17 protein-coding genes are annotated in these 17,560 nt (G+C 70.0%); 11 read left to right on the top strand and 6 right to left on the bottom strand.

The features are described from left to right. Window positions 1-474, top strand: a 474-nt coding sequence (locus JHN45_RS35865; protein WP_201053530.1) for a response regulator transcription factor, incomplete at its 5' end; no start/stop codon positions are given. 133 nt (window positions 475-607) lie between these two features. Here JHN45_RS35865 and JHN45_RS35870 read toward each other — a convergent pair. The 4 genes from JHN45_RS35870 to JHN45_RS35885 form a co-directional block, all read right to left on the bottom strand. Continuing rightward, window positions 608-994, bottom strand: coding sequence for a helix-turn-helix domain-containing protein (locus JHN45_RS35870; RefSeq protein WP_201053606.1), 387 nt, complete (start codon window positions 992-994; stop codon window positions 608-610). Window positions 995-1,076: 82 nt separating this feature from the next. After that, the gene (locus JHN45_RS35875) at window positions 1,077-1,754 is read right to left on the bottom strand and encodes an SDR family oxidoreductase (protein WP_201053536.1); all 678 of its coding nucleotides are present in this window, start codon (window positions 1,752-1,754) and stop codon (window positions 1,077-1,079) included. Next, the gene (locus JHN45_RS35880; RefSeq protein WP_200714080.1) at window positions 1,751-1,897 is read right to left on the bottom strand and encodes a hypothetical protein; all 147 of its coding nucleotides are present in this window, start codon (window positions 1,895-1,897) and stop codon (window positions 1,751-1,753) included. Before JHN45_RS35880 ends, JHN45_RS35875 begins: the two co-directional genes overlap by 4 nt. A gap of 130 nt (window positions 1,898-2,027) precedes the next feature. Then, complete coding sequence (locus tag JHN45_RS35885) at window positions 2,028-2,729, bottom strand: SDR family oxidoreductase (RefSeq protein ID WP_201053544.1); 702 nt, start codon at window positions 2,727-2,729, stop codon at window positions 2,028-2,030. A 166-nt stretch (window positions 2,730-2,895) separates the two neighbouring features. Between JHN45_RS35885 and JHN45_RS35890 the strand changes: the two genes are divergently transcribed. Beyond that, window positions 2,896-3,597 carry a TetR/AcrR family transcriptional regulator gene (locus JHN45_RS35890; protein ID WP_200714082.1) on the top strand — a complete coding sequence of 234 codons (702 nt, stop codon included), beginning with the start codon at window positions 2,896-2,898 and terminating at the stop codon, window positions 3,595-3,597. A gap of 45 nt (window positions 3,598-3,642) precedes the next feature. Here the strand turns inward: JHN45_RS35890 and JHN45_RS54510 are convergent, their stop codons facing one another. Then, a complete protein-coding gene (locus JHN45_RS54510) occupies window positions 3,643-5,934 on the bottom strand; it encodes a LuxR C-terminal-related transcriptional regulator (protein ID WP_201053550.1) in 2,292 nt (763 codons plus the stop codon). 499 nt (window positions 5,935-6,433) lie between these two features. On the opposite strand from JHN45_RS54510, the gene JHN45_RS35900 reads away from it, so the two are divergent. The 6 genes from JHN45_RS35900 to JHN45_RS35925 all read left to right on the top strand — a co-directional run bounded on the left by JHN45_RS35900 (window position 6,434) and on the right by JHN45_RS35925 (window position 14,336). Beyond that, the gene (locus JHN45_RS35900) at window positions 6,434-9,070 is read left to right on the top strand and encodes a LuxR family transcriptional regulator (protein ID WP_201053552.1); all 2,637 of its coding nucleotides are present in this window, start codon (window positions 6,434-6,436) and stop codon (window positions 9,068-9,070) included. A 417-nt stretch (window positions 9,071-9,487) separates the two neighbouring features. Further along, window positions 9,488-10,369, top strand: a complete 882-nt coding sequence (locus JHN45_RS35905; RefSeq protein ID WP_201053554.1) for a hypothetical protein — start codon at window positions 9,488-9,490, stop codon at window positions 10,367-10,369. A 255-nt stretch (window positions 10,370-10,624) separates the two neighbouring features. Continuing rightward, window positions 10,625-11,386 (top strand): SDR family NAD(P)-dependent oxidoreductase, encoded by a 762-nt coding sequence (locus tag JHN45_RS35910; RefSeq protein WP_201053556.1) that lies wholly within the window; start codon window positions 10,625-10,627, stop codon window positions 11,384-11,386. Window positions 11,387-11,439: 53 nt separating this feature from the next. After that, window positions 11,440-12,483 (top strand): zinc-binding dehydrogenase, encoded by a 1,044-nt coding sequence (locus JHN45_RS35915; RefSeq protein ID WP_201053558.1) that lies wholly within the window; start codon window positions 11,440-11,442, stop codon window positions 12,481-12,483. 86 nt (window positions 12,484-12,569) lie between these two features. Continuing rightward, window positions 12,570-14,054 (top strand): MFS transporter, encoded by a 1,485-nt coding sequence (locus JHN45_RS35920; RefSeq protein WP_201053560.1) that lies wholly within the window; start codon window positions 12,570-12,572, stop codon window positions 14,052-14,054. A gap of 105 nt (window positions 14,055-14,159) precedes the next feature. After that, a complete protein-coding gene (locus JHN45_RS35925; RefSeq protein ID WP_200714089.1) occupies window positions 14,160-14,336 on the top strand; it encodes a hypothetical protein in 177 nt (58 codons plus the stop codon). On the opposite strand, the gene JHN45_RS35930 is transcribed toward JHN45_RS35925, so the two are convergent. Further along, window positions 14,287-14,718, bottom strand: coding sequence for an SRPBCC family protein (locus JHN45_RS35930; protein ID WP_201053562.1), 432 nt, complete (start codon window positions 14,716-14,718; stop codon window positions 14,287-14,289). The two genes, JHN45_RS35925 and JHN45_RS35930, sit on opposite strands and share 50 nt — an antisense overlap. A gap of 188 nt (window positions 14,719-14,906) precedes the next feature. On the opposite strand from JHN45_RS35930, the gene JHN45_RS35935 reads away from it, so the two are divergent. The 3 genes from JHN45_RS35935 to JHN45_RS35945 all read left to right on the top strand — a co-directional run bounded on the left by JHN45_RS35935 (window position 14,907) and on the right by JHN45_RS35945 (window position 17,464). After that, window positions 14,907-16,055: a lipid-transfer protein gene (locus JHN45_RS35935; RefSeq protein WP_201053564.1), complete on the top strand. Its 1,149-nt coding sequence runs from the start codon at window positions 14,907-14,909 to the stop codon at window positions 16,053-16,055. Beyond that, a complete protein-coding gene (locus tag JHN45_RS35940; protein ID WP_201053573.1) occupies window positions 16,052-16,504 on the top strand; it encodes a Zn-ribbon domain-containing OB-fold protein in 453 nt (150 codons plus the stop codon). The genes JHN45_RS35935 and JHN45_RS35940 overlap by 4 nt, the downstream gene beginning before the upstream one ends. Before the next feature lie 201 nt (window positions 16,505-16,705). Next, on the top strand, window positions 16,706-17,464 hold the full coding sequence (locus JHN45_RS35945; RefSeq protein ID WP_201053575.1) for an SDR family NAD(P)-dependent oxidoreductase: 759 nt from the start codon (window positions 16,706-16,708) through the stop codon (window positions 17,462-17,464). The last annotated feature ends 96 nt before the right edge of the window (window positions 17,465-17,560 follow it).

Consider the following 17,560-nt stretch of genomic DNA (forward strand, 5'->3'; position numbering starts at 1 on the left):
GACGACTACCTCGTCAAACCCTTCCTCATACGGGAGTTGATCGCCCGCATGCGCGCGGTGCAACGCCGCCGCACGAACGCCCCGCCGCCCGCCCCGCACCCCTTCGAATCCGGCCGACCCGGGGTAGTCATCGACCTGCCCGCGCCCGGACGGGGACCCGACCGCCACGGCCGGGTGGTCCTCGACCGCCAAGCCCACCGCGTCTTCCTCGACGGGGCCGAAGTCCTTCTGGCGCCAAGGGAGTTCGCGCTGCTCGCCTTCCTCACGGCACGACCCGACGTGCTGGTGACCCGCGAGACCATCATGTCCTCGGTCTGGGACACCAACTGGTTCGGACCCACCAAGACCCTCGACACCCACGTCTCCGCCCTGCGGCACAAGTTCGGCGACGCCCTGAGCATCCAGGCCGTACGCGGCGTCGGCTTCCGCCTGTCGGTCGGCCCCCGCACGACGACACGCCCCTCCGCGTCATGACGCTCCGTCCGACACCGCTCAGCAGGCGGGCCGGGCCGATTCGTGGAACCGATGGATGATCTCTCGCACTGCCCGGCGCCACGCCGATGGCCGAGTGGCTTCCGGTCGTTGCCGCTCGCCTGGAGGTACGGCTTCACCGGTCGGTCGGCCGACTCCGCTCCGGGAGATGGGTCTTCGCCCACTTCGCGAGTTCTTGGAGCGCGGGCTCCAACGCTGCGCCCGCGTGGGTCAGTTGGTAGGACACCCGCAGTGGCGGCCCGTTGTCCACCGTGCGCACGACGAGGTCCGTGGCGGCGAGCTCGGCCAGGCGGTTGGAGAGCATGCGCTCGCTGATTCCGGGGATCGCCCGGCGCAGGTCGGCGAAGTAGGTCGGTCCCGTGATCAGCACGGACATGATGGGGCCGGTCCAGCGTTTTCCGAGGAGTTGGAAGACGCGTGTGATGCCCTCGTCGACCTGTATATGGGACACCTCGTCCTGCCGGGCTGCGCGCTCGTGGGTCGGGGACGTCGGGCGGTTCATACGGATGGCGCGGTCGCACGCGTAGGTCATGGCGTCTCCTCTGCGGGCAGATGCTGCTCGTGGCAGGACGATCAGTCGTGGGTCAGCCTCTGAAGATTCGCTCGGACTGGTCGCGGTGGGTGATGTGCAAGTCCCAGTAGAGGAGGGAGAGTTGATCAGCCGTGGCCCGTGGCTGCCCGTAGAAGGTGGGGGTGCCGATCGTCGCGTCGATGCCGATGTGGGCGGCCTGGATGCCGGTGTCGGCCAGCTCCTTGTGCAGGTTGATCGCCCAGTTGCGCAGTGCGGCCATGGCCGTGCCGCTGGGAGCGGTTGACGGCTGGGGGTTCATGGAGGTGGCACGGGTGGTGAACAGCAGGGTGCCCGTTCCGGCTTCGCGCATCGCGGGCAGCACCGCCTCGGTGGCGGCGATGGCACCGTAGAGCTGGAACTCGATCTCGTGCTGCACGTGCGTGAGTTCGGTCTCGGCGGGCGTGGTCGCCTTGATGGTGCCGAGCCCGGCCGACGGGGAGTACTCCAGCACGTCGATCCCGCCGAACTCCGCGGCGGCGTCCTTCAGCGCCTGCGTGAGAGCGTCGCGGTCGAGTACGTCCGCGGGGAACGCGGCGGCGGTGATGCCCTCGGCGGTCAGAGTGCTCACGAGGTCGTCGAGCTTGGTGCGGTTGCGGGCGATCAGGGCGACGTCATAGCCCTGGGAGCCGAAGGTACGGGCGATGGCCAGGCCCAGCCGAGGGCCGGCTCCGACGATGGCGATGCTGGTCACAGCGATCCTTTGAGGTCCACGACGGTCAGATCCTCTCCGTCACGCATGCGGATCAGAGCGCCTCTGAACGCCTCGACGAGACGTGCCGAGTGGGGGTCGAACGGCATCGAGTCGATGTCTGACGGGTCGGTGGCTGTGGTCACTTCTGTTTCCTTGCGTGGAGGGAAGAGTCGTAGGCGGCCCCAACCAGTCGGCCCTCTTCCGGGATCGCGCCGTGGCATGGCGAGCCGCGGCGCGATCCGGGTTCGGCGAGGGGACGGGACCGGTCCGGTGTCAGCCGCGGGGGAAGCCCTTGTCGTCGAGCTTGAAGACGAGCTCGTCCTCGTCCCGCTTGGTGGTGTGCAGCTCCCAGTACATCGGTGAGATCTGCTCGGGCCGGGCCGCCTCCACGCCGGGGAGGACGGAGACGCCGATCGAGGAGTCGATGCCGACGTGGGCTGCCTGGATGCCCGTGCCGAGCAGTTCCTTGTGCAGGTTCATCGCCCAGTTGCGCAGCGCCGCGGCGGCGGCGTTGACGTTGGCGACGCGCGGGTCGGGCCAGATCGAGCCGGCGCCGGTGGTGTAGAGCAGGGTGCCCGCGCCGGCCTCGCGCATCGCGGGCAGCACCGCCTTGGTGGCGGCGATGGCCCCGTACAGCTGGAAGTTCATCTCGAACTCCACATGGGACGGTTCGGTCCCGGCGGGAGTGGTCAGCGCGGTGACGCCGAACGTGCCCACCGGGGAGTACTCCAGGACGTCGATCCCGCCGAACTGCGCGGCGGCGTCCTTGAGTGCCTGGGTGAGGGCGTCGCGGTCGAGTACGTCCGCGGGGAACGCGGCGGCGGTGATGCCCTCGGCGGTCAGAGTGCTCACGAGGTCGTCGAGCTTGGTGCGGTTACGGGCGATCAGGGCGACGTCGTAGCCCTGGGAGCCGAAGGTACGGGCGATGGCCAGGCCCAGCTGGGGGCCGGCTCCGACAATGGCGATGCTGGTCACAGCGATCCTTTCGCGGTGCGCCGTCGAGGAGTCACGAGCGGCGCCGAAGAGACGGAGAAATATGGAGTGGGCTATCCGTTTCGTGATTCGGATAGGCTTTTCCGGTTCACTGCAATCACCGTAGCACACGAAATGGATAGGGCTTTCCGATTGCTAGACTGCCCCCATGAACCCCGGCGACCAGCACTCCGACGCCCCCGCCGCCCAGCCCGTGCGCAGCGACGTCGAGCGCAACCGGGGGCGGATCCTCGCCGCCGCGCGCACCGTGTTCGCACGCGACGGCCTCAGCGCCTCGATGGCCTCCGTGGCCCGCGAGACAGGTGTCGGGATCGCCACCGTCTTCCGTCACTTCCCCACGAAGGAAGCGCTGGTCGCGGCCGTCTTCACCGATCGCATGGACGCCTACGCCGACGCGGTCGTCACCGCCCTCGAGGACCCCGACCCCTGGCACGGTTTCACCGGCTACATCGAGGCCGCCTGCGCGATGCAGGCCGCCGACAACGGCTTCGCCGACGTCCTGACCATGACCTTCCCCACCGCCAGGGCCATGGAGAAGCGTCGGAACGAGGCGTACGAGGGCATGGTGCGGCTCATCGGTCGCGCCAAGGCCACGGGCCGACTGCGCGAGGACTTCGACCCCTCCGACCTGGTGCTGCTGCACATGGCCAACCTCGGCGTCGTCAACGCCTGCGGCGACGCCGCTCCCGACGCCTGGCGACGCGTCGTAGCCCTGATGATCCAGTCCTTCGAGGCCCCGGCCCGGGCCCCCCTTCCCGCGTCGCCCGCGCACGACGACCTCTACAGGGCCATGCTCCGCGCCCTGCCGGCAGGCGAGACCGTCGCGCGGAAGCCTGAGCCCAACGGCTGACTTACCGGCCCCCGACTCAGGGCGGTCGAGAGGCCCGTCACGGGCTCACAGGTGGAGTCGGCCGGCGAGCATCGCCATGGCGAGTTCGACGCGTGAGCCGTGGCCCGTGCGGGAGAACAGTCGCGACAACCGGCCCTCGACGCTCTTCTCGCTGGCTCGGAGGATCCTCGCGATCTGCTTGTTCGTCAGCCCCTCGGAGACGAGTACGGCGAGCAGCCGTTCGTTCTCCTCCGCGGTGGCCCGCCGCCCCGGTACGGCCACTCCGTGCGCGCGCATGAGAAGGCGCAGCCAGAACCGGGGCATCAGTGCGTCGAATTCGCCGAGCAGGGCGTACGTGTCCCGCAGCATCGCCGGATCACCCATGCCGGAGCGGATGAGTTGGTACAGGACGGCGCTCTCTTCCAGGGGCTGCTGCCGCTGCTGGGCCAGCTGCCTCGCGGCCCGCCCCGCGCCGTGGTCGGTGTGGACGGCCGCGTGCAGGACGAGCCGGATCATCTCGGCCCGCTCGGTACCCAGCCTGTGGGCGACTCTCGTCGCGTTCGCCAGGGATTCCTTCAGAACCTCGGGTCGCCCGGCGTGCATCGCGGCGTCGGCCACCCGCAGCCACAACAGGTCGGTCCCCGCCACCACGCCGTCGGACTCGGCGCGGTGCACGGCCGTACGCAGCAGGTTCTCCGCACGGTCGACCTCTGTGCAGACCAGTTCGCACAGAGCCTGGGCGGAGGTGAGCAGATGGGGCAGCATCGGCTGCCTGGCGCGGGCCAGCGCGAGGAGTTCGCCGGCGCGGGTGAACCGGCCGCCGTACACGAGCAGGACCGCAGCGTGGTGGTACATCTCGCTCTGGACGGCGTCGCAGGTGTGCACGCCGGTGATGGCGCTCCGGCGTGCCAGGTCCATGGCTTCCCGAGGACGCCCCCGGTGGAGGGCGATGAGCATACGGCTGGGCAGGCCCAGCTGCCGCCGGTTTCTCCCGGTGTCGGAGAGCAGTTGTTCGGCCCGGCGGATCTCGCCCAGGGTCAGCAGTTCACCGACCCGGCAGTGCACCTCGGCGGCTGTCGCCTCGTCGGCACGGTGACGGGCGGGCAGAGTGGTGATGCTCCGCTCCACCCCCTCCGTGTTGCCCAGCCACAACTCCGCCGTCGCGGTGAGGAATTCGGCCTTCCACTCGACCAGCCCGCTCCCGTCGCGCCGCCGGACCGCCCCCAGCAGGTCACGGACCTCGTGCCAACGGCCGAGCAGCAGCAGGGCGCAGCCGCGCGTGACGGCTCGTTCCAGAGGCCCTTCCGGGCCGGGGTGTTGGAGCCAGCCGTCAGCCGCGATCTTTTCCAGGGTGGTGTTGTCTCCCGCCCGGTACAGAGCGGCCAGGTGCGCGAAGCAGACGTCGAGGAGTTGGTCCGGACGCAGGTGGTCGCGGTGGGTCCGCTGCACGAGCCGCAGGGAGTTCAGTCCCTCCTCGGGTCTGCCCTGCGCCAGGCAGATCTTCGCGTGCTCCAGCAGAAGGCGGAGCCGCTCGACCGGGTCCGAGGTCAGATCGGCGACCGCCCGCAGCCACCGGGCGCCGCGATGGTCGTCGTACGCGTTGTCGGCGTTGTCGTGCGCCAACCGCAGGGTGGCGGCCATCAGTTCGGTTCTCGCCCGCTCCGGGTCCACCAGATTTCCCGCAGCCGCGAGTTGCTCGGGGAGGTAGGAAGGGTCGGCGCAGTGCGCGGTGCCCTGCCACAGCGCGGACACGGCGATGCGGGCCAGGTTCCGCCGCTCGTAGGGGCCGAGCGAGGCCGCGACAGCGGCCCCGGCCAGCGGCAGCTGGTACTCCCAGACGGAATCCGACCGGCGGTAGCGCAGGACGCCTGCCTCCGCGAGCCGCGTGAGCAGGCCACGGGCCTCCTGCCCGGTGACGGCGACGGCCTCGGCCGTCAGTCGTGGCACAGCCTCGCCCAGCGGGCCGAGCACGGCCACCGCTTTGGCGACCTCCCAGACCGGCCCGTCCGTGTCACGGACGGGCAGTGCCAGTTCCTCGAGGGCGAAGGGGAGCGTGCAGGTGTCGCCGCCGACGAGATAGGCATGCCGGTCGACCACCCGGACGACTCCCTGGTCCCGGGCGGTTCGCAGCACCGCGCGAGCCGCGGCGGGCCAGCCCCGGGTGAGGCGCCACAGCCAGGAGACCAGCGTCGGTTCCGCGCGGGCCTCGATCTCGGCGGCGATCATGTCACCCAGTCCGCGGCGCGAGAGGGGCCGCAGGTTCACGTGGTGCACCAGCCCGTGCTGCCGCAGTCGGCCGAGCACCGTGGCGAACGCGGCCCGGGACGCCCGGGACAGGGGAAGTGTGACGGTACCCACACATCTCGTGTTCGTCCCGTCCAACTGCCGGATCACGCCTTCCAACGAGAACAGTTCGTCCGGGGAGAGATGCTGGAGATGTTCGAGTATGAGTACCTGTCCGCGCTTTCCGTCTCCGGCCGCATAACCGATCAGGTGGTCGGAAATCTGAAATTTAGGTGAAGGATCTGCAAAGCTAATGCGCACCGTCTCCGGGGTGGCGCCGAGAGCCTCTGTCCCGTACACCCTGTCGTGCGCCGACAATTCACCGAGAACGGATCCGAGTTCCATACCGGAGGGACTGCTCAGCACGACAAGTCGCGGGGAGCCGGGCACGCGGATCGCTTCGAGCGTATCGACGGCGACACGCGCGTAGGGCGGGACGCTGTGCGCTGCATGCATGGATCCTCGCAGGGTGGCAGGGCTCAACCAGATGTTAACCGGCCGCGTCTGTCCAGCGAAGAGAACCGATACGAGGGTGAGGAGGGCGGGAGCGGTGGCACCGAGAGGGGGTCGGGTCATGTCCGGCAGGGAAGCCGAACTGTCGGCCGTCCACGAGGCATACGGGCGTCCGCTGCTCTTCGTCGTCCGTGGACAGGCCGGCATGGGGAAAACGACCCTGTTGCGGGAAGTCCACCGAACCTGGCGCAGGCGCGGACCGGGAATCGTACGGATCAAATGTTCTGCCGCCATTCCGCGATGGGACCTGTTCGGCGCCCGTGCGGTGGTGAAAGCGTTCAGCGATTCCTTTCCCGACATCGGGAATTCCTCGCTGCCCGACGCGATGGCCGCGGTGAACCGGCTCTGCCTGCCGGAAAGCTACGGCTCGCCCCGCGCGCGATCCGCTCTCTTCGCCGAACTGGTCGGACTTTTCGCGCATCTCACCGAGGACGCTCCCGGCGCCGTACTCATCGACGACCTCCGTACCGCCCCCGACCCCGCGCTCATCGTGGCCGCCGCCCACCGCGTCGGCTGCACGGTCGTGGCGACATACCGCGAGGACGGCTGGGCCACCAGGCCGAACGGCTCGGCCTCGCCACGTACGTTCGCGGATCGGATCATCGACCTCGGCCCACTGCCGGACAACCAGATCGACGACCTCGTGACAGCCGCCGCCCGGGAGCCACTGGACCAGGCCGTGGCACCCGCGCTGCGCGCCGCCCTGGGACCACTGGCCGGAAACCCGGGCACCGTGCTGGACACCTTCGAGGCACTGCGGCGCGAGGGCCGTCTCGTACGGTTCCAGGGTCACCTGTGTCTGCGCGAGCCCACTGCCGGGCCGGCCCTGCCCGACGACCATGCCCTGGTGCGGCGGGTCGCGGAGTACGGCGCCACCGGCAGGCAGTTGCTCGCGATCACTGCCTTGTCCGGCCGCTTCAGCATGGACGACCTGCCGGACTTCGCGGCGGCCACCGGCCACGCGCTCGCGTCGTGCGGCCACACCGTGGACCGCCTCGTCGCTGTCGGAGCCCTCGTGTGCGACGACCACGGGGTGCTGCGCGTCCCCTGCCCCGCGCTGGTTCCCGCCGTACTGCCCGGCCCGACTCGGGACGAGGCGGCCGAGGTGCACCGCGCCCTTGCCGAACACCACCTGCGCGGCGACGGCACAGCGGCACCGGACCCGGCGGCGACGTCCGACCACATCGTGCTCGCCGGCTCCGCGCTGCCGCCCGTCCCCTCCGTCGTGCCGCTTCTGGAGCGCGAGGCCGGCCTGTCGCTCGGGACCTTTCCTGTCCGGGCCGCACGCCGATACCGGGCCGCCCTGCGTCACTGCGGACCCGGTGACACCGCGTACTCCCGCATCCTGGCCGCCCTGTTGCCGCTGCTGGTTCGGACGGGCGACTACGAGGGCCTCGCCGAGGCCGTGGCCGAAGGAGTGCGCGCCGGTGGTGGTCCCCGGCACGCGAAACTCGCGGCGTACGCGGCGCTCGCGGCGGTCCACACCGGGCGACCGGTGCCGATGCCGGTACGAGAAGCCCTGGCCGACGACCCTGAGACCCACGGCGCCATGGAGTTCGCCGACGGCTGGTTCACCGGCCGGGAGCCGCTCCGTACGAGCCATGTCTTCTCCGCCTTCGCCTGTCTCCGCCCCGACGGAGCCGACACGGTCTCCACCGACGGGATCGACAGCGACCGCTTCGACCCGGCGGCACTCTTCGGGCAGGTGCTCGGGACGGCGGCCTACGGCGAACCGGTCACCGGCCCGCTGGCGGCCTACGGCCGGATCGTGCGGGACTACTGGGACGGGAACTGGGCCGGTATCCCGTCCGGGGCCCGGGCACTCGAACTGGCGGGGCCGCCCTGCACCCCCGTCCACCACGCGGTCCGCCTGATCGCCGCAGAGGTGCATTCGACGATGGGCGACTACGAGGGCAGCGCCGCGTGGTTGGAACTGGCGGGGCACGACTGTCCTTTCCCCGCGCTGTGGGCCTGGGCCTCCATGGGGTTGGCCTACCGGACCGGGGACTGGGAGCGGGCCCGGAAACTCGGGTGGAGCTACTGCGACGGGCCGGGGGAACGCATCGGCGGGGGGAGCGCGGTGGGCGTCGGCCGGCTGCTCATCCGGCTCGCGTTCACCGAGTGGGGGGAGGGCGGTCGCCGTGAGCTGCTGCCCCGCCTGTGTACCGAGGCGCAACGGTGGTACTCCCGGCTGGGCGGTACGGAGCTGAAGGCCGCCGCACTCATCACCCGCGCCTTCGCCGAGCGCGACACCGACAGCGCGATCGAGGCGGTGGACGTCCTGCGCGAGCACGGCGGCCGGAGCGAACTGCTGCGGGCGTGCATGACCGTAGCGTTCCTGGCCGACGACCCGCGCCCATGGCATCAGGAGGCCCACGACATCGCCCGAGGTCTCGGCGACAGCCTCCATCGAACCCCGATGACGGAAGCGATGGGGGCGTCCGGCCTGGCTCCGGCGACCTGCGACGACAGCACCCGTGGTGGCCCCGCAGCCCTGTCCGGCCTCGAAGGGCCCATCGCCGCCCTGGTCGGGCGGGGTCTGACCAACCGGCAGATCGCGAAGGAACTCCAGGTGAGTGAGAAGACCGTCGAGAACAACCTCACTCAGGTGTTCGCCAAGACGGGATGCCGCTCACGGCTGGATCTGGCCCTGGCCGTGATGGAGGGCCGGCTCACCGCGCTCCTTCCGCGTTCGTGAGGGATTCCCCCCGGGAAGTGGCCGTGCCCTCCGGTCAGGAGGTCCAGTCCACCAGGATGTCTCACAGAGGCGCCCTATCCGCCTCACGGCAAGCCGGCACACCAGCACGGAGGTAAGACCCCCACACAGCACCGCACGGCGCGACTCCGAAGCGAGCGCCCGTGAAGACCGGAACGGCCCGCGCGGCAGTCCGCTCCTGACGACGACTGCTCCTGCGCCCCCGTGAATCCCCTGCCCGTCGGCCGACCCGTGCTCGGACGAGCCCGTGGACCCGACCTGGCTGTCAACTTCTCTGCCCCGACGGGGAGTTGCCCACCCGAGCCAACCTCTGCCCCGCTCCGGTGACGTGCGACTCCTCGCGCACAAGGTTCCCCCACTCTCACACCTTCGGGCTTCCCGCCCCCAGAAAGGAAGACCATGAAAGACAGGGCCAAGGTCGAGGACCTGCTCGTAGCGTCGGACCTGCAGGTGCAGTCCTCGGAGACCGCCTGGAAGCACGTCAGGGCCGAGTACGTCGACATCATCGACGACATCCTGGCGACGCTGGCGCCGAGCGGTCCCTACGCGTACACCGTCAGCCCGTCGGTCGAGGAGGGCAAGGAGCTTCCGACCCAGCGCATCGTCACGACGTTCGACGAGATCGCCGCCTCCTACCGTGGCATGCACCGGTACGCCGCCGTGGTGGCGATCCGCCCCGTGGCCGAGATCAACACCTCCTGGTACACCTTCGTCAGCGGCCGTGGACGAGGGCGCCTCAAGACGACCGGCGAGGAGAGCGAGCGGCCGGTCATCGTGCTGTTCCCGACCATGGGCTCCGAGGGCATCACCGGCGAGTTGTTCTGGGGCAGGACCCAGCAGGACAGCATGCCGGGAGACCCGGCCGACGGGGTGCTGGCGGGCCGGTACGCGGTGGCCGGGCTGCACGAGACCCTGCTCGACGCGTATCGCAAGGGCGACGTCGACACGATCGTCGAGAAGGCCCACCCCGAGATCCAGGGGGGTGTGCGCGACTACGTCTCCCATTCCGGGACTCTGCCCGAGATGCACACCAAGGACGATCTGCGAGGCCACCTCGAAGCCTTCTACGAGGCGTACTCCGTCCGCTCGATCGAGGTCGTCAACCGGCACTTCGACGACTGGTTCTTCTTCCACGAGCTCCGGTGGACGGTCGAGGCCCGTCAGGGCGCGAACGCCGGGCAGAGCTTCCGCCACCACACCGCCGAGTACGCCGAGGTGTCGGCCGCCGGACTCGTCGTCGCGCACATCGGCCACGGCACGGACCAGATCAAGCTCGGCTGATCCGGCGTCCGGCCGACAACCCGTCGGGCAGTTCCTGCGCCGACCAGCAGACCGGGGCGCCATGAGCGGAGGCGTCCCCGGAGCGCCGACCCCGTGGGGACGGAGACCGGCGCTCTCCCCGGATCCGGCGGCGGACGGACATCTCGTTCGCCGCCGGGTCCGAGATCACCAGCGACGCCCCGACCTGACGGGACCGGCCACCTCTCCCGTACGCGGAGCAACCCAGAACCACTTGGACACGAAGGAGCACCCGCCATGAGCACCGGTCTTGCAGGGCGCAGTGTGATCGTCACCGGTGCCGGGTCCGGCACCGGCCGGGCCGCGGCCGTACGGTTCGCGCGGGAGGGCGCGTACGTGCTGGTCGCGGACGTGAGACGGGCGGGGGCCGAAGAGACCGTCAAGGCGGTCGCGGAGGTGGGAGGAACCGCCCTCTCCGTGGTCGGCGACCTCAGCGACCAGCGGGTCGTGGACCAGGTCGTCGACACCGCCGTCGAAGCCTTCGGCGGCGTGGACATCCTCGTGCACAACGCCGCGATCATGGACCGGATGTCGGTCGTCAGCGAGACCGGCGACGCCGAGTGGTACCGCGTCATCGAGGTCAACCTGACGGCGCCGTTCCTGCTGACCCGCGCCGTGCTGCCGCACATGATGGCCGAGGGGCGCGGCTCGATCGTCTTCACCGCCGCCGAGGCCGGGCTGCGCGGCAGCATCGCCGGGGCCGCCTGCACCGCCTCCAAGCACGGCGTCATCGGCCTGGTCAGGTCACTCGCCGTGACCTACCTCGGGGTCGGCATCCGTACCAACGCCATCGCCCCGGGCGGCACCGGCACCGACTTCCCGAGCGCCACCGTGTCCAAGGCCCACGGTGACAACGTTCTCGCTCCCCGCTTCGGCGGTACCAGCCGCGTCGCCACCGTCGAGGAGCAGGCCGCCGCCATCGTGTTCCTCGCCTCCGATGCCGCCGCCCACATCAACGGCACCGTCCTGCCCGTCGACGAGGGCTGGTCCGCCGCCTGACGAACCGTCCGCCCCTCCCCCGTACTCAGCAAGGTTCAGAAAGAGAGCTCCTCATGGCCACGATGAAGTCCGTACAGACCGGTGGCGTCGGCAAGATCGAGACGGTCGACGTCGAACGTCCGGCGCCCGGCCCGAAGGACGTGCTGCTGAAGATCCGCGCCTGCGGTATCTGCGGCACCGACGTCACCTTTCTCCACATGGGCGGCATGCCCGCGATGGCGCATCTGGGCGGGGACCTCGTGCCCGTGCCGCTGGGCCACGAGCCGGCCGGCGAGATCGTCGAAGTGGGCACCGAGGTCGCCGACCTGAAGGTGGGCGACCGTGTGGTCGTCAATCCGCAGGACGCCCCGACCGGGCTCATCGGCTGCGGCGGGAAGTTCGGCGGGATGAGCGAGTACCTCCTCATCGAGAACGCCGTCGCCGGCAGGAGCCTCGCGGTCTTCCCCGACACCGTGCCCTACGACGTCGCCGCCCTCAACGAGCCGATGGCGGTGGCCCGGCACGCCGTCAACCGCTCCCAGGCGGCCCCCGCCGACAAGGTGGTCGTCTTCGGCGCCGGGCCGATCGGCCTGGGCGCGGCGATCTGGCTGAAGCTGCGCGGGGTCGGGCACGTCGTCGTCGCCGACGTCATCCCGTCCCGCCTGGAGACCGCACTCGCCGTCGGCGCGGACGCGGTGATCAACTCCGCGGAGGAAGATGTCACCGCACGGCTGACCGAACTGCACGGCGAGGCCGTCAACGCCCTCGGCCAGCCCCGCGCCGGCACCGACATCTACATCGACGCCGCCGGTGCCCCCGCCGTCTTCCAGGCTGCCGTCGACTCCGCGAAGTGGGGCGCCAAGCTGGTCATGGTCGCCGTACAGAAGAAGGGGTCGGACGTCGACCTCGGCGGCATGCTCCGCAGCGAGCTGACCCTCGTCGCCTCGCAGGGCTACCCCACGGAGATCTTCGAGGTGACCCCAGAGATCGTGGAGCACCACGAGCGGTTCGAGAAGCTGATCAGCCACCGTGTCCCGTTCGCCGAGGCGGACCGCGCCTTCGAGCTCACGCTGACGCCGGGTGCCGCGGAGAAGGTCGTCGTCGTCTTCGACGAGTAGCCCAGGACGGCAGAAGACCTGCCGGGTTCCGGCAGTCGCATCTCCCTCCGCTCCCTTCCCCTTGTCCTTTCCCTGGAGGCCGTTCCATGTCCGACGCCCCTGCCCGGCCCTCAGCCGTCGGGAGCTCCGCCCCGGTGCGGTCGAACACCGTGGTGGCCGTGCTGGCCTTCGCCGGGATCGTCGTCTCGCTGATGCAGACGCTCGTCATCCCGATCGTCCCCGAGCTGCCCCGGCTCCTCGACGCCTCGGCGTCGAACACCGCCTGGGCGGTCACCGCCACCCTGCTCGCCGCCGCCGTCGCCACCCCGGTGATCGGCCGCCTCGGCGACATGTACGGCAAACGCCGCATGCTGCTGGTCAGCACCGTCCTGCTGATAGCCGGCTCGGTCGTCTGCGCGCTGAGCGACTCCGTGATCCCGATGATCGCCGGACGGGCTCTGCAGGGTCTGGCCGCCGGTGTCATCCCGCTCGGCATCAGCATCATGCGCGACGTGCTGCCCGCCGAGCGGCTGGCCGGCGCCACCGCGCTGATGAGCGCCTCCCTCGGCGTCGGCGGCGCCCTCGGACTGCCCTCCTCCGCCTTCATCGCCGACAACTTCGACTGGCACGTACTGTTCTGGACCTCGGCCGCCCTCGGCGCCGTCGCCCTCGCGCTCGTCCTGATCCTCGTACCCGAGTCGGAGGTCCGCACCGGCGGACGCTTCGACCTGATCGGCGCCTTCGGCATGGCGGTCGGCCTGATCTGCCTCCTGCTGGCCGTCTCCAAGGGCAGCGACTGGGGCTGGACGAGCGCCCCCACGATCGGCCTGTTCGCCACCACCATCGTCGTACTGCCGGTCTGGGGCTACTACGAACTGCGCACCAGCCAGCCGCTGGTGGACCTGCGCACCACCGCCCGCCGCCAGGTGCTGGTCACCAACCTCGCATCGGTGGCGATCGGTTTCTCGATGTTCGCGATGTCCCTGGTGCTGCCGCAGGTGCTCCAGCTGCCCGAGGCGACCGGCTACGGCCTCGGCAAGTCCATGCTGGCCGTGGGTCTGGTCCTGGCCCCGCAGGGCCTGGTGATGATGACGATGTCCGCCGTGTCGGCACGCGTCACCAAGGCCAAGGGCCCGAAGACCACCCTGATGTGCGGGGCCGTCATCGTCGCCGCCGGCTACAGCCTGAGCCTCGTGCTGATGTCCGAGGTCTGGCACATCACACTGATCGCCTGCACCATCGGCGCCGGCATCGGCTTCGCCTACGGCGCCATGCCCGCCCTCATCATGGACGCCGTACCCCCCTCCGAGACCGCCGCAGCAAACAGCCTCAACACCCTGATGCGGTCCATCGGCACCTCCTTCGCCAGCGCCATCGCCGGCGTCGTCCTCGCCCAGATGACCACCGGCTTCGGCGGCCACCAACTGCCCGCCGAGAACGGCTTCAAGGTGGTCATGGCCATCGGCGCGGGCTCGGCCCTCGTCGCCTTCGTCATCGCCTCCTTCATCCCACGTCGGCACACCGCCGTCGGGGAGCCATCGGCCGCCGACGGGCCGACGGCCGCCACAGAGGCCACCGAAGCCAACGTCTAGGCATCGAGAACACCGACTCCAGGGCCGCCGCACCTTTTCCGGCACTCCAGCAGACACGCAAACACGCAGACACGCAGACACCCAGTTTCCCGAAAGGAAATCCCCGTGAAGGCACTCCTCTCCTCCCGCCCCGTCCTGTGGTTCCTCTTCCTGTTCAACCTCGCCGTCGCCGCGGTCGCGCCCTTCGCGATCGACGGCACCCAGGGCCTCATCACCAGCGCCGCCATGGGCGTCATCGCTCTCGGCGCGGGCAGTGGTCTCCTCCGCAGCCGTGGGAATTGACGGCGGCCACAAGCTCGGCGAACAGAGCGTCGTAGCTTGCGGCCCGTTGTTCGGCGATCTCGTGCGGAAGGTAATCAGTGACCCAAATCAGACGCGCCCGTTCACGATGATCCACCTCGACCCGCATCTCGGCCTGGTGATGCTCAGCCCCGTTGAGACCTCGTACCGTGTACGTCGCTCTCCGGTGCACCGGGTCGACCGACACGTTTCGCTCCCAGATCTCCCGGCCGTCGGCCAACGTGACGACGCGATACTCCCCCTCCTGCCGCTCGGCCCGGCACAAGGAGAAGACATGCACCTCAGACCTGGTGTATCGCTCGATGAAGTCCCAAGCCGTATCGGCCGACACGTCGAGATCCGAGCTGCGGTAGATGCTGCTCAAAGGGTCCCCCTTCCGGAAGGTCGAGGACCGTCACCCCGGCGGACCGGCCCCGCCGCGGCGCAGCCGCCGAACATGTGCGGCACCGTTCCCCTGCTGCCAGAGGGTAGCCAGCAAGGCCGAGCAGGAGATAGAAAAGTGTCATCTATTTGGATTCGATGATGGGCCCGCGGCAAGGGCACGGAGGTCGGATGGATACGCGTGAGGCAGCGGTCGTGGGCATCGGCCGGACGCCGTTCAGCGCGTCCTCGGGCCGGACCCCCCTGGCCATGGCCGCCGAAGCCGCGCGCGCCGCACTCGACGATGCCGGGCTCCGGCCGACCGAGGTGGACGGCGTCATCGACTTCCACACCAACGACTCGGCATCAGCGGCCGACGTCGCACGGGCCGTCGGCGCCTTCGACCTCGGGCTCGCGATGGACGTGTACGGCGGGGGCAACATCGCGGTCACTGTCGTGGGTCAGGCGTTCGCCGCGGTCCAGGCCGGTGTCTGCGAGGTGGCGGTCGTCTTCCGTTCCCTCCAGGGCAGGTCGGGCAACCGCTACGGGCGAGGGGAAAGGCCAGCGCTGCCGATGAGGGGCGAGATGCAGTTCGCCGCCCTGAACGGGTTCGTCGTACCGCCGATGTGGATCGCCATGTTCGCCCAGCGGCACAAGCACGTGTACGGCACCCGGGACGAGGACTTCGGACAGATCGCCATCACCACCCGCAAGCACGCCGCGGCCAATCCCCATGCCATGCAGCGACAGGTGTTCGACATGGACGACTACCTGTCCGCCCGCTGGATATACGAACCGTTCCGCCTCTACGACTGCTGCCTGGAGACCGACGGCGCGGTGGCCCTCGTGGTCACGACGGTGGAGCGAGCCAGGTCTCTGCGACATGACCCGATCCGGATCGCGGGCTTCGGCGAAGCCCACACACACGGCGGTTCCTGGACGAACTTCCCTGACATGTCCGAGATGTACTCCGCCTACGCGTCCAAGCGCCTCTGGGCGAGCACCGGTCTGCGTCCCGCGGACTTGGACGTCGCCTGCATGTACGACTGCTTCACCGGGACCGTGCTGGCCACGGTCGAGGACTTCGGACTGTGCCCGAAGGGCGAGGTCGGCGCGTTCTTCGGCGAGGGCCGGGCCACGTACGGCGGCGATGTCGTGGTGAACCCGCACGGTGGGCTGCTGTCGGAGGGGTACCTGCACGGTCTCAACCATCACTACGAGGCGGTCCTCCAGTTACGCGGCGACGCCGGCGGCCGCCAGGTCCCCGATGCCCGCCACGCTCTCGTCACCGCAGGGGCCGGTCCGGCGGGCGGCGCCCTGATCTACGAGGCGTCGCGATGAACCGGACCGGACCGATCCCAGCACCACCGGCACCGCTGATCGACACGGACAGCGCCGGGTTCTGGGAGGCCACGCGGGAGGGACGCATCGCGCTGTGCCGCTGTTCGGACTGCGGCACGTGGCTCGCCAGACCGCTCGAACGCTGCAACCGCTGCGGCGGACCGACGTCGTTCACCGACGTCACCGGTACCGGCACCGTCTACAGCTTCATCGTGGTCCACCACGGCAGCGTGCCGGCGTTCGCGGCCCTGGTTCCCTACGTCCTCGCCCTCGTCGAGTTCGACGAGGGGCCACGGCTGCCGGGGATCCTGCTCGACGAACAGGGGCCAGGAGTGGCCGTCGGCCAACGCGTACGCGCGGAGTTGACGCGGTTCACCGGCGCCGAAGAGCGAGCCGTCGTCTACCGCCGCGTGAACGACGTCGAGCAGCCCTCGGTGCCCGACGAGTGAAGAAGTCCATACGTGGAAGCAGGTCGCCGGCCTGATGTCCGGCCCACCCGGGGCGCGGGCGCCGGTTCACACGCCCCAGCCGGCGCCGGCCGTCGGCTGTCGCATTCCGACGTACTGCTGAGCGTCCGGACACGAGGACGGCGACGGCGGGTCGCGCCACGTCGTGCCGCATCCAACGAACCACGAGGACGGGAGAGACGGATGTCCGACGACGAGTACCGGGGCAAGGTCGCGATCGTCACAGGGGGCGGCCGGGGGCTGGGACGTGCTTTCGGCGCCGCGTTGGCGGCGCGGGGCGCGCACGTGGTTCTCGCCGATGTCGACGGCGCCGCGGCCACGTCGGCTGCCGCGGCGTTCACGGCGCAGGGCGGGAGCGCGACCGGAACCGTCTGCGATGTGACCGACGAGGACGGTGTCGCGGAGATGATCAGCGGAATCGCCGAACGGCACGGTGGTGTCGACATCATGGTCAACAACGCGGGTCTGCACGCGGCCGACTACTACCAGCAGTTCACCCAGCTCGGACTCACGAAGATCCGGAGGCTGTTCGACGTCAACATCATGGGCGTGGTCATCTGTTCGCTCGCGGTGAGAGAGGCCATGCGCGGACGGGTCGGCGCCGGCATCGTCAACATCTCCTCGTCCGCGGCCTACGCCAACCGGAATGCCTACGCCGTGTCCAAACTCGCCGTCCGTGGCCTGACGATGTCGTTCGCGCGCGAGTTCGCGGAGGACGGTATCCGCGTGAACGCGATCGCACCCGGACTCATTTTCACCGACACCATCCGGGCCGAGGTACCACGGGCCGAGGTGGAGCGCGCGCTGGGCGAGCAGATTCTCCGACGCGAGGGTACGGAGGGAGACATCGTCGAGGCGCTGCTCTATCTCACCTCGACGAAGGCGTCCTTTCTCACCGGAGAGACGTTGCGGGTCACGGGCGGCTTCGGACTCTCCGTCTAGCGGCGGCACATCATTCCGGGACACATCATTCCGGGCGCACCGACCAGGAGATCGCCCCAGACGGCACGCCCCAGCACGACAGGGCGGACGTCCCGG

The sequence above is a fragment of the Streptomyces sp. MBT53 genome (genome assembly GCF_016654115.1).
GTDB lineage: Bacteria > Actinomycetota > Actinomycetes > Streptomycetales > Streptomycetaceae > Streptomyces.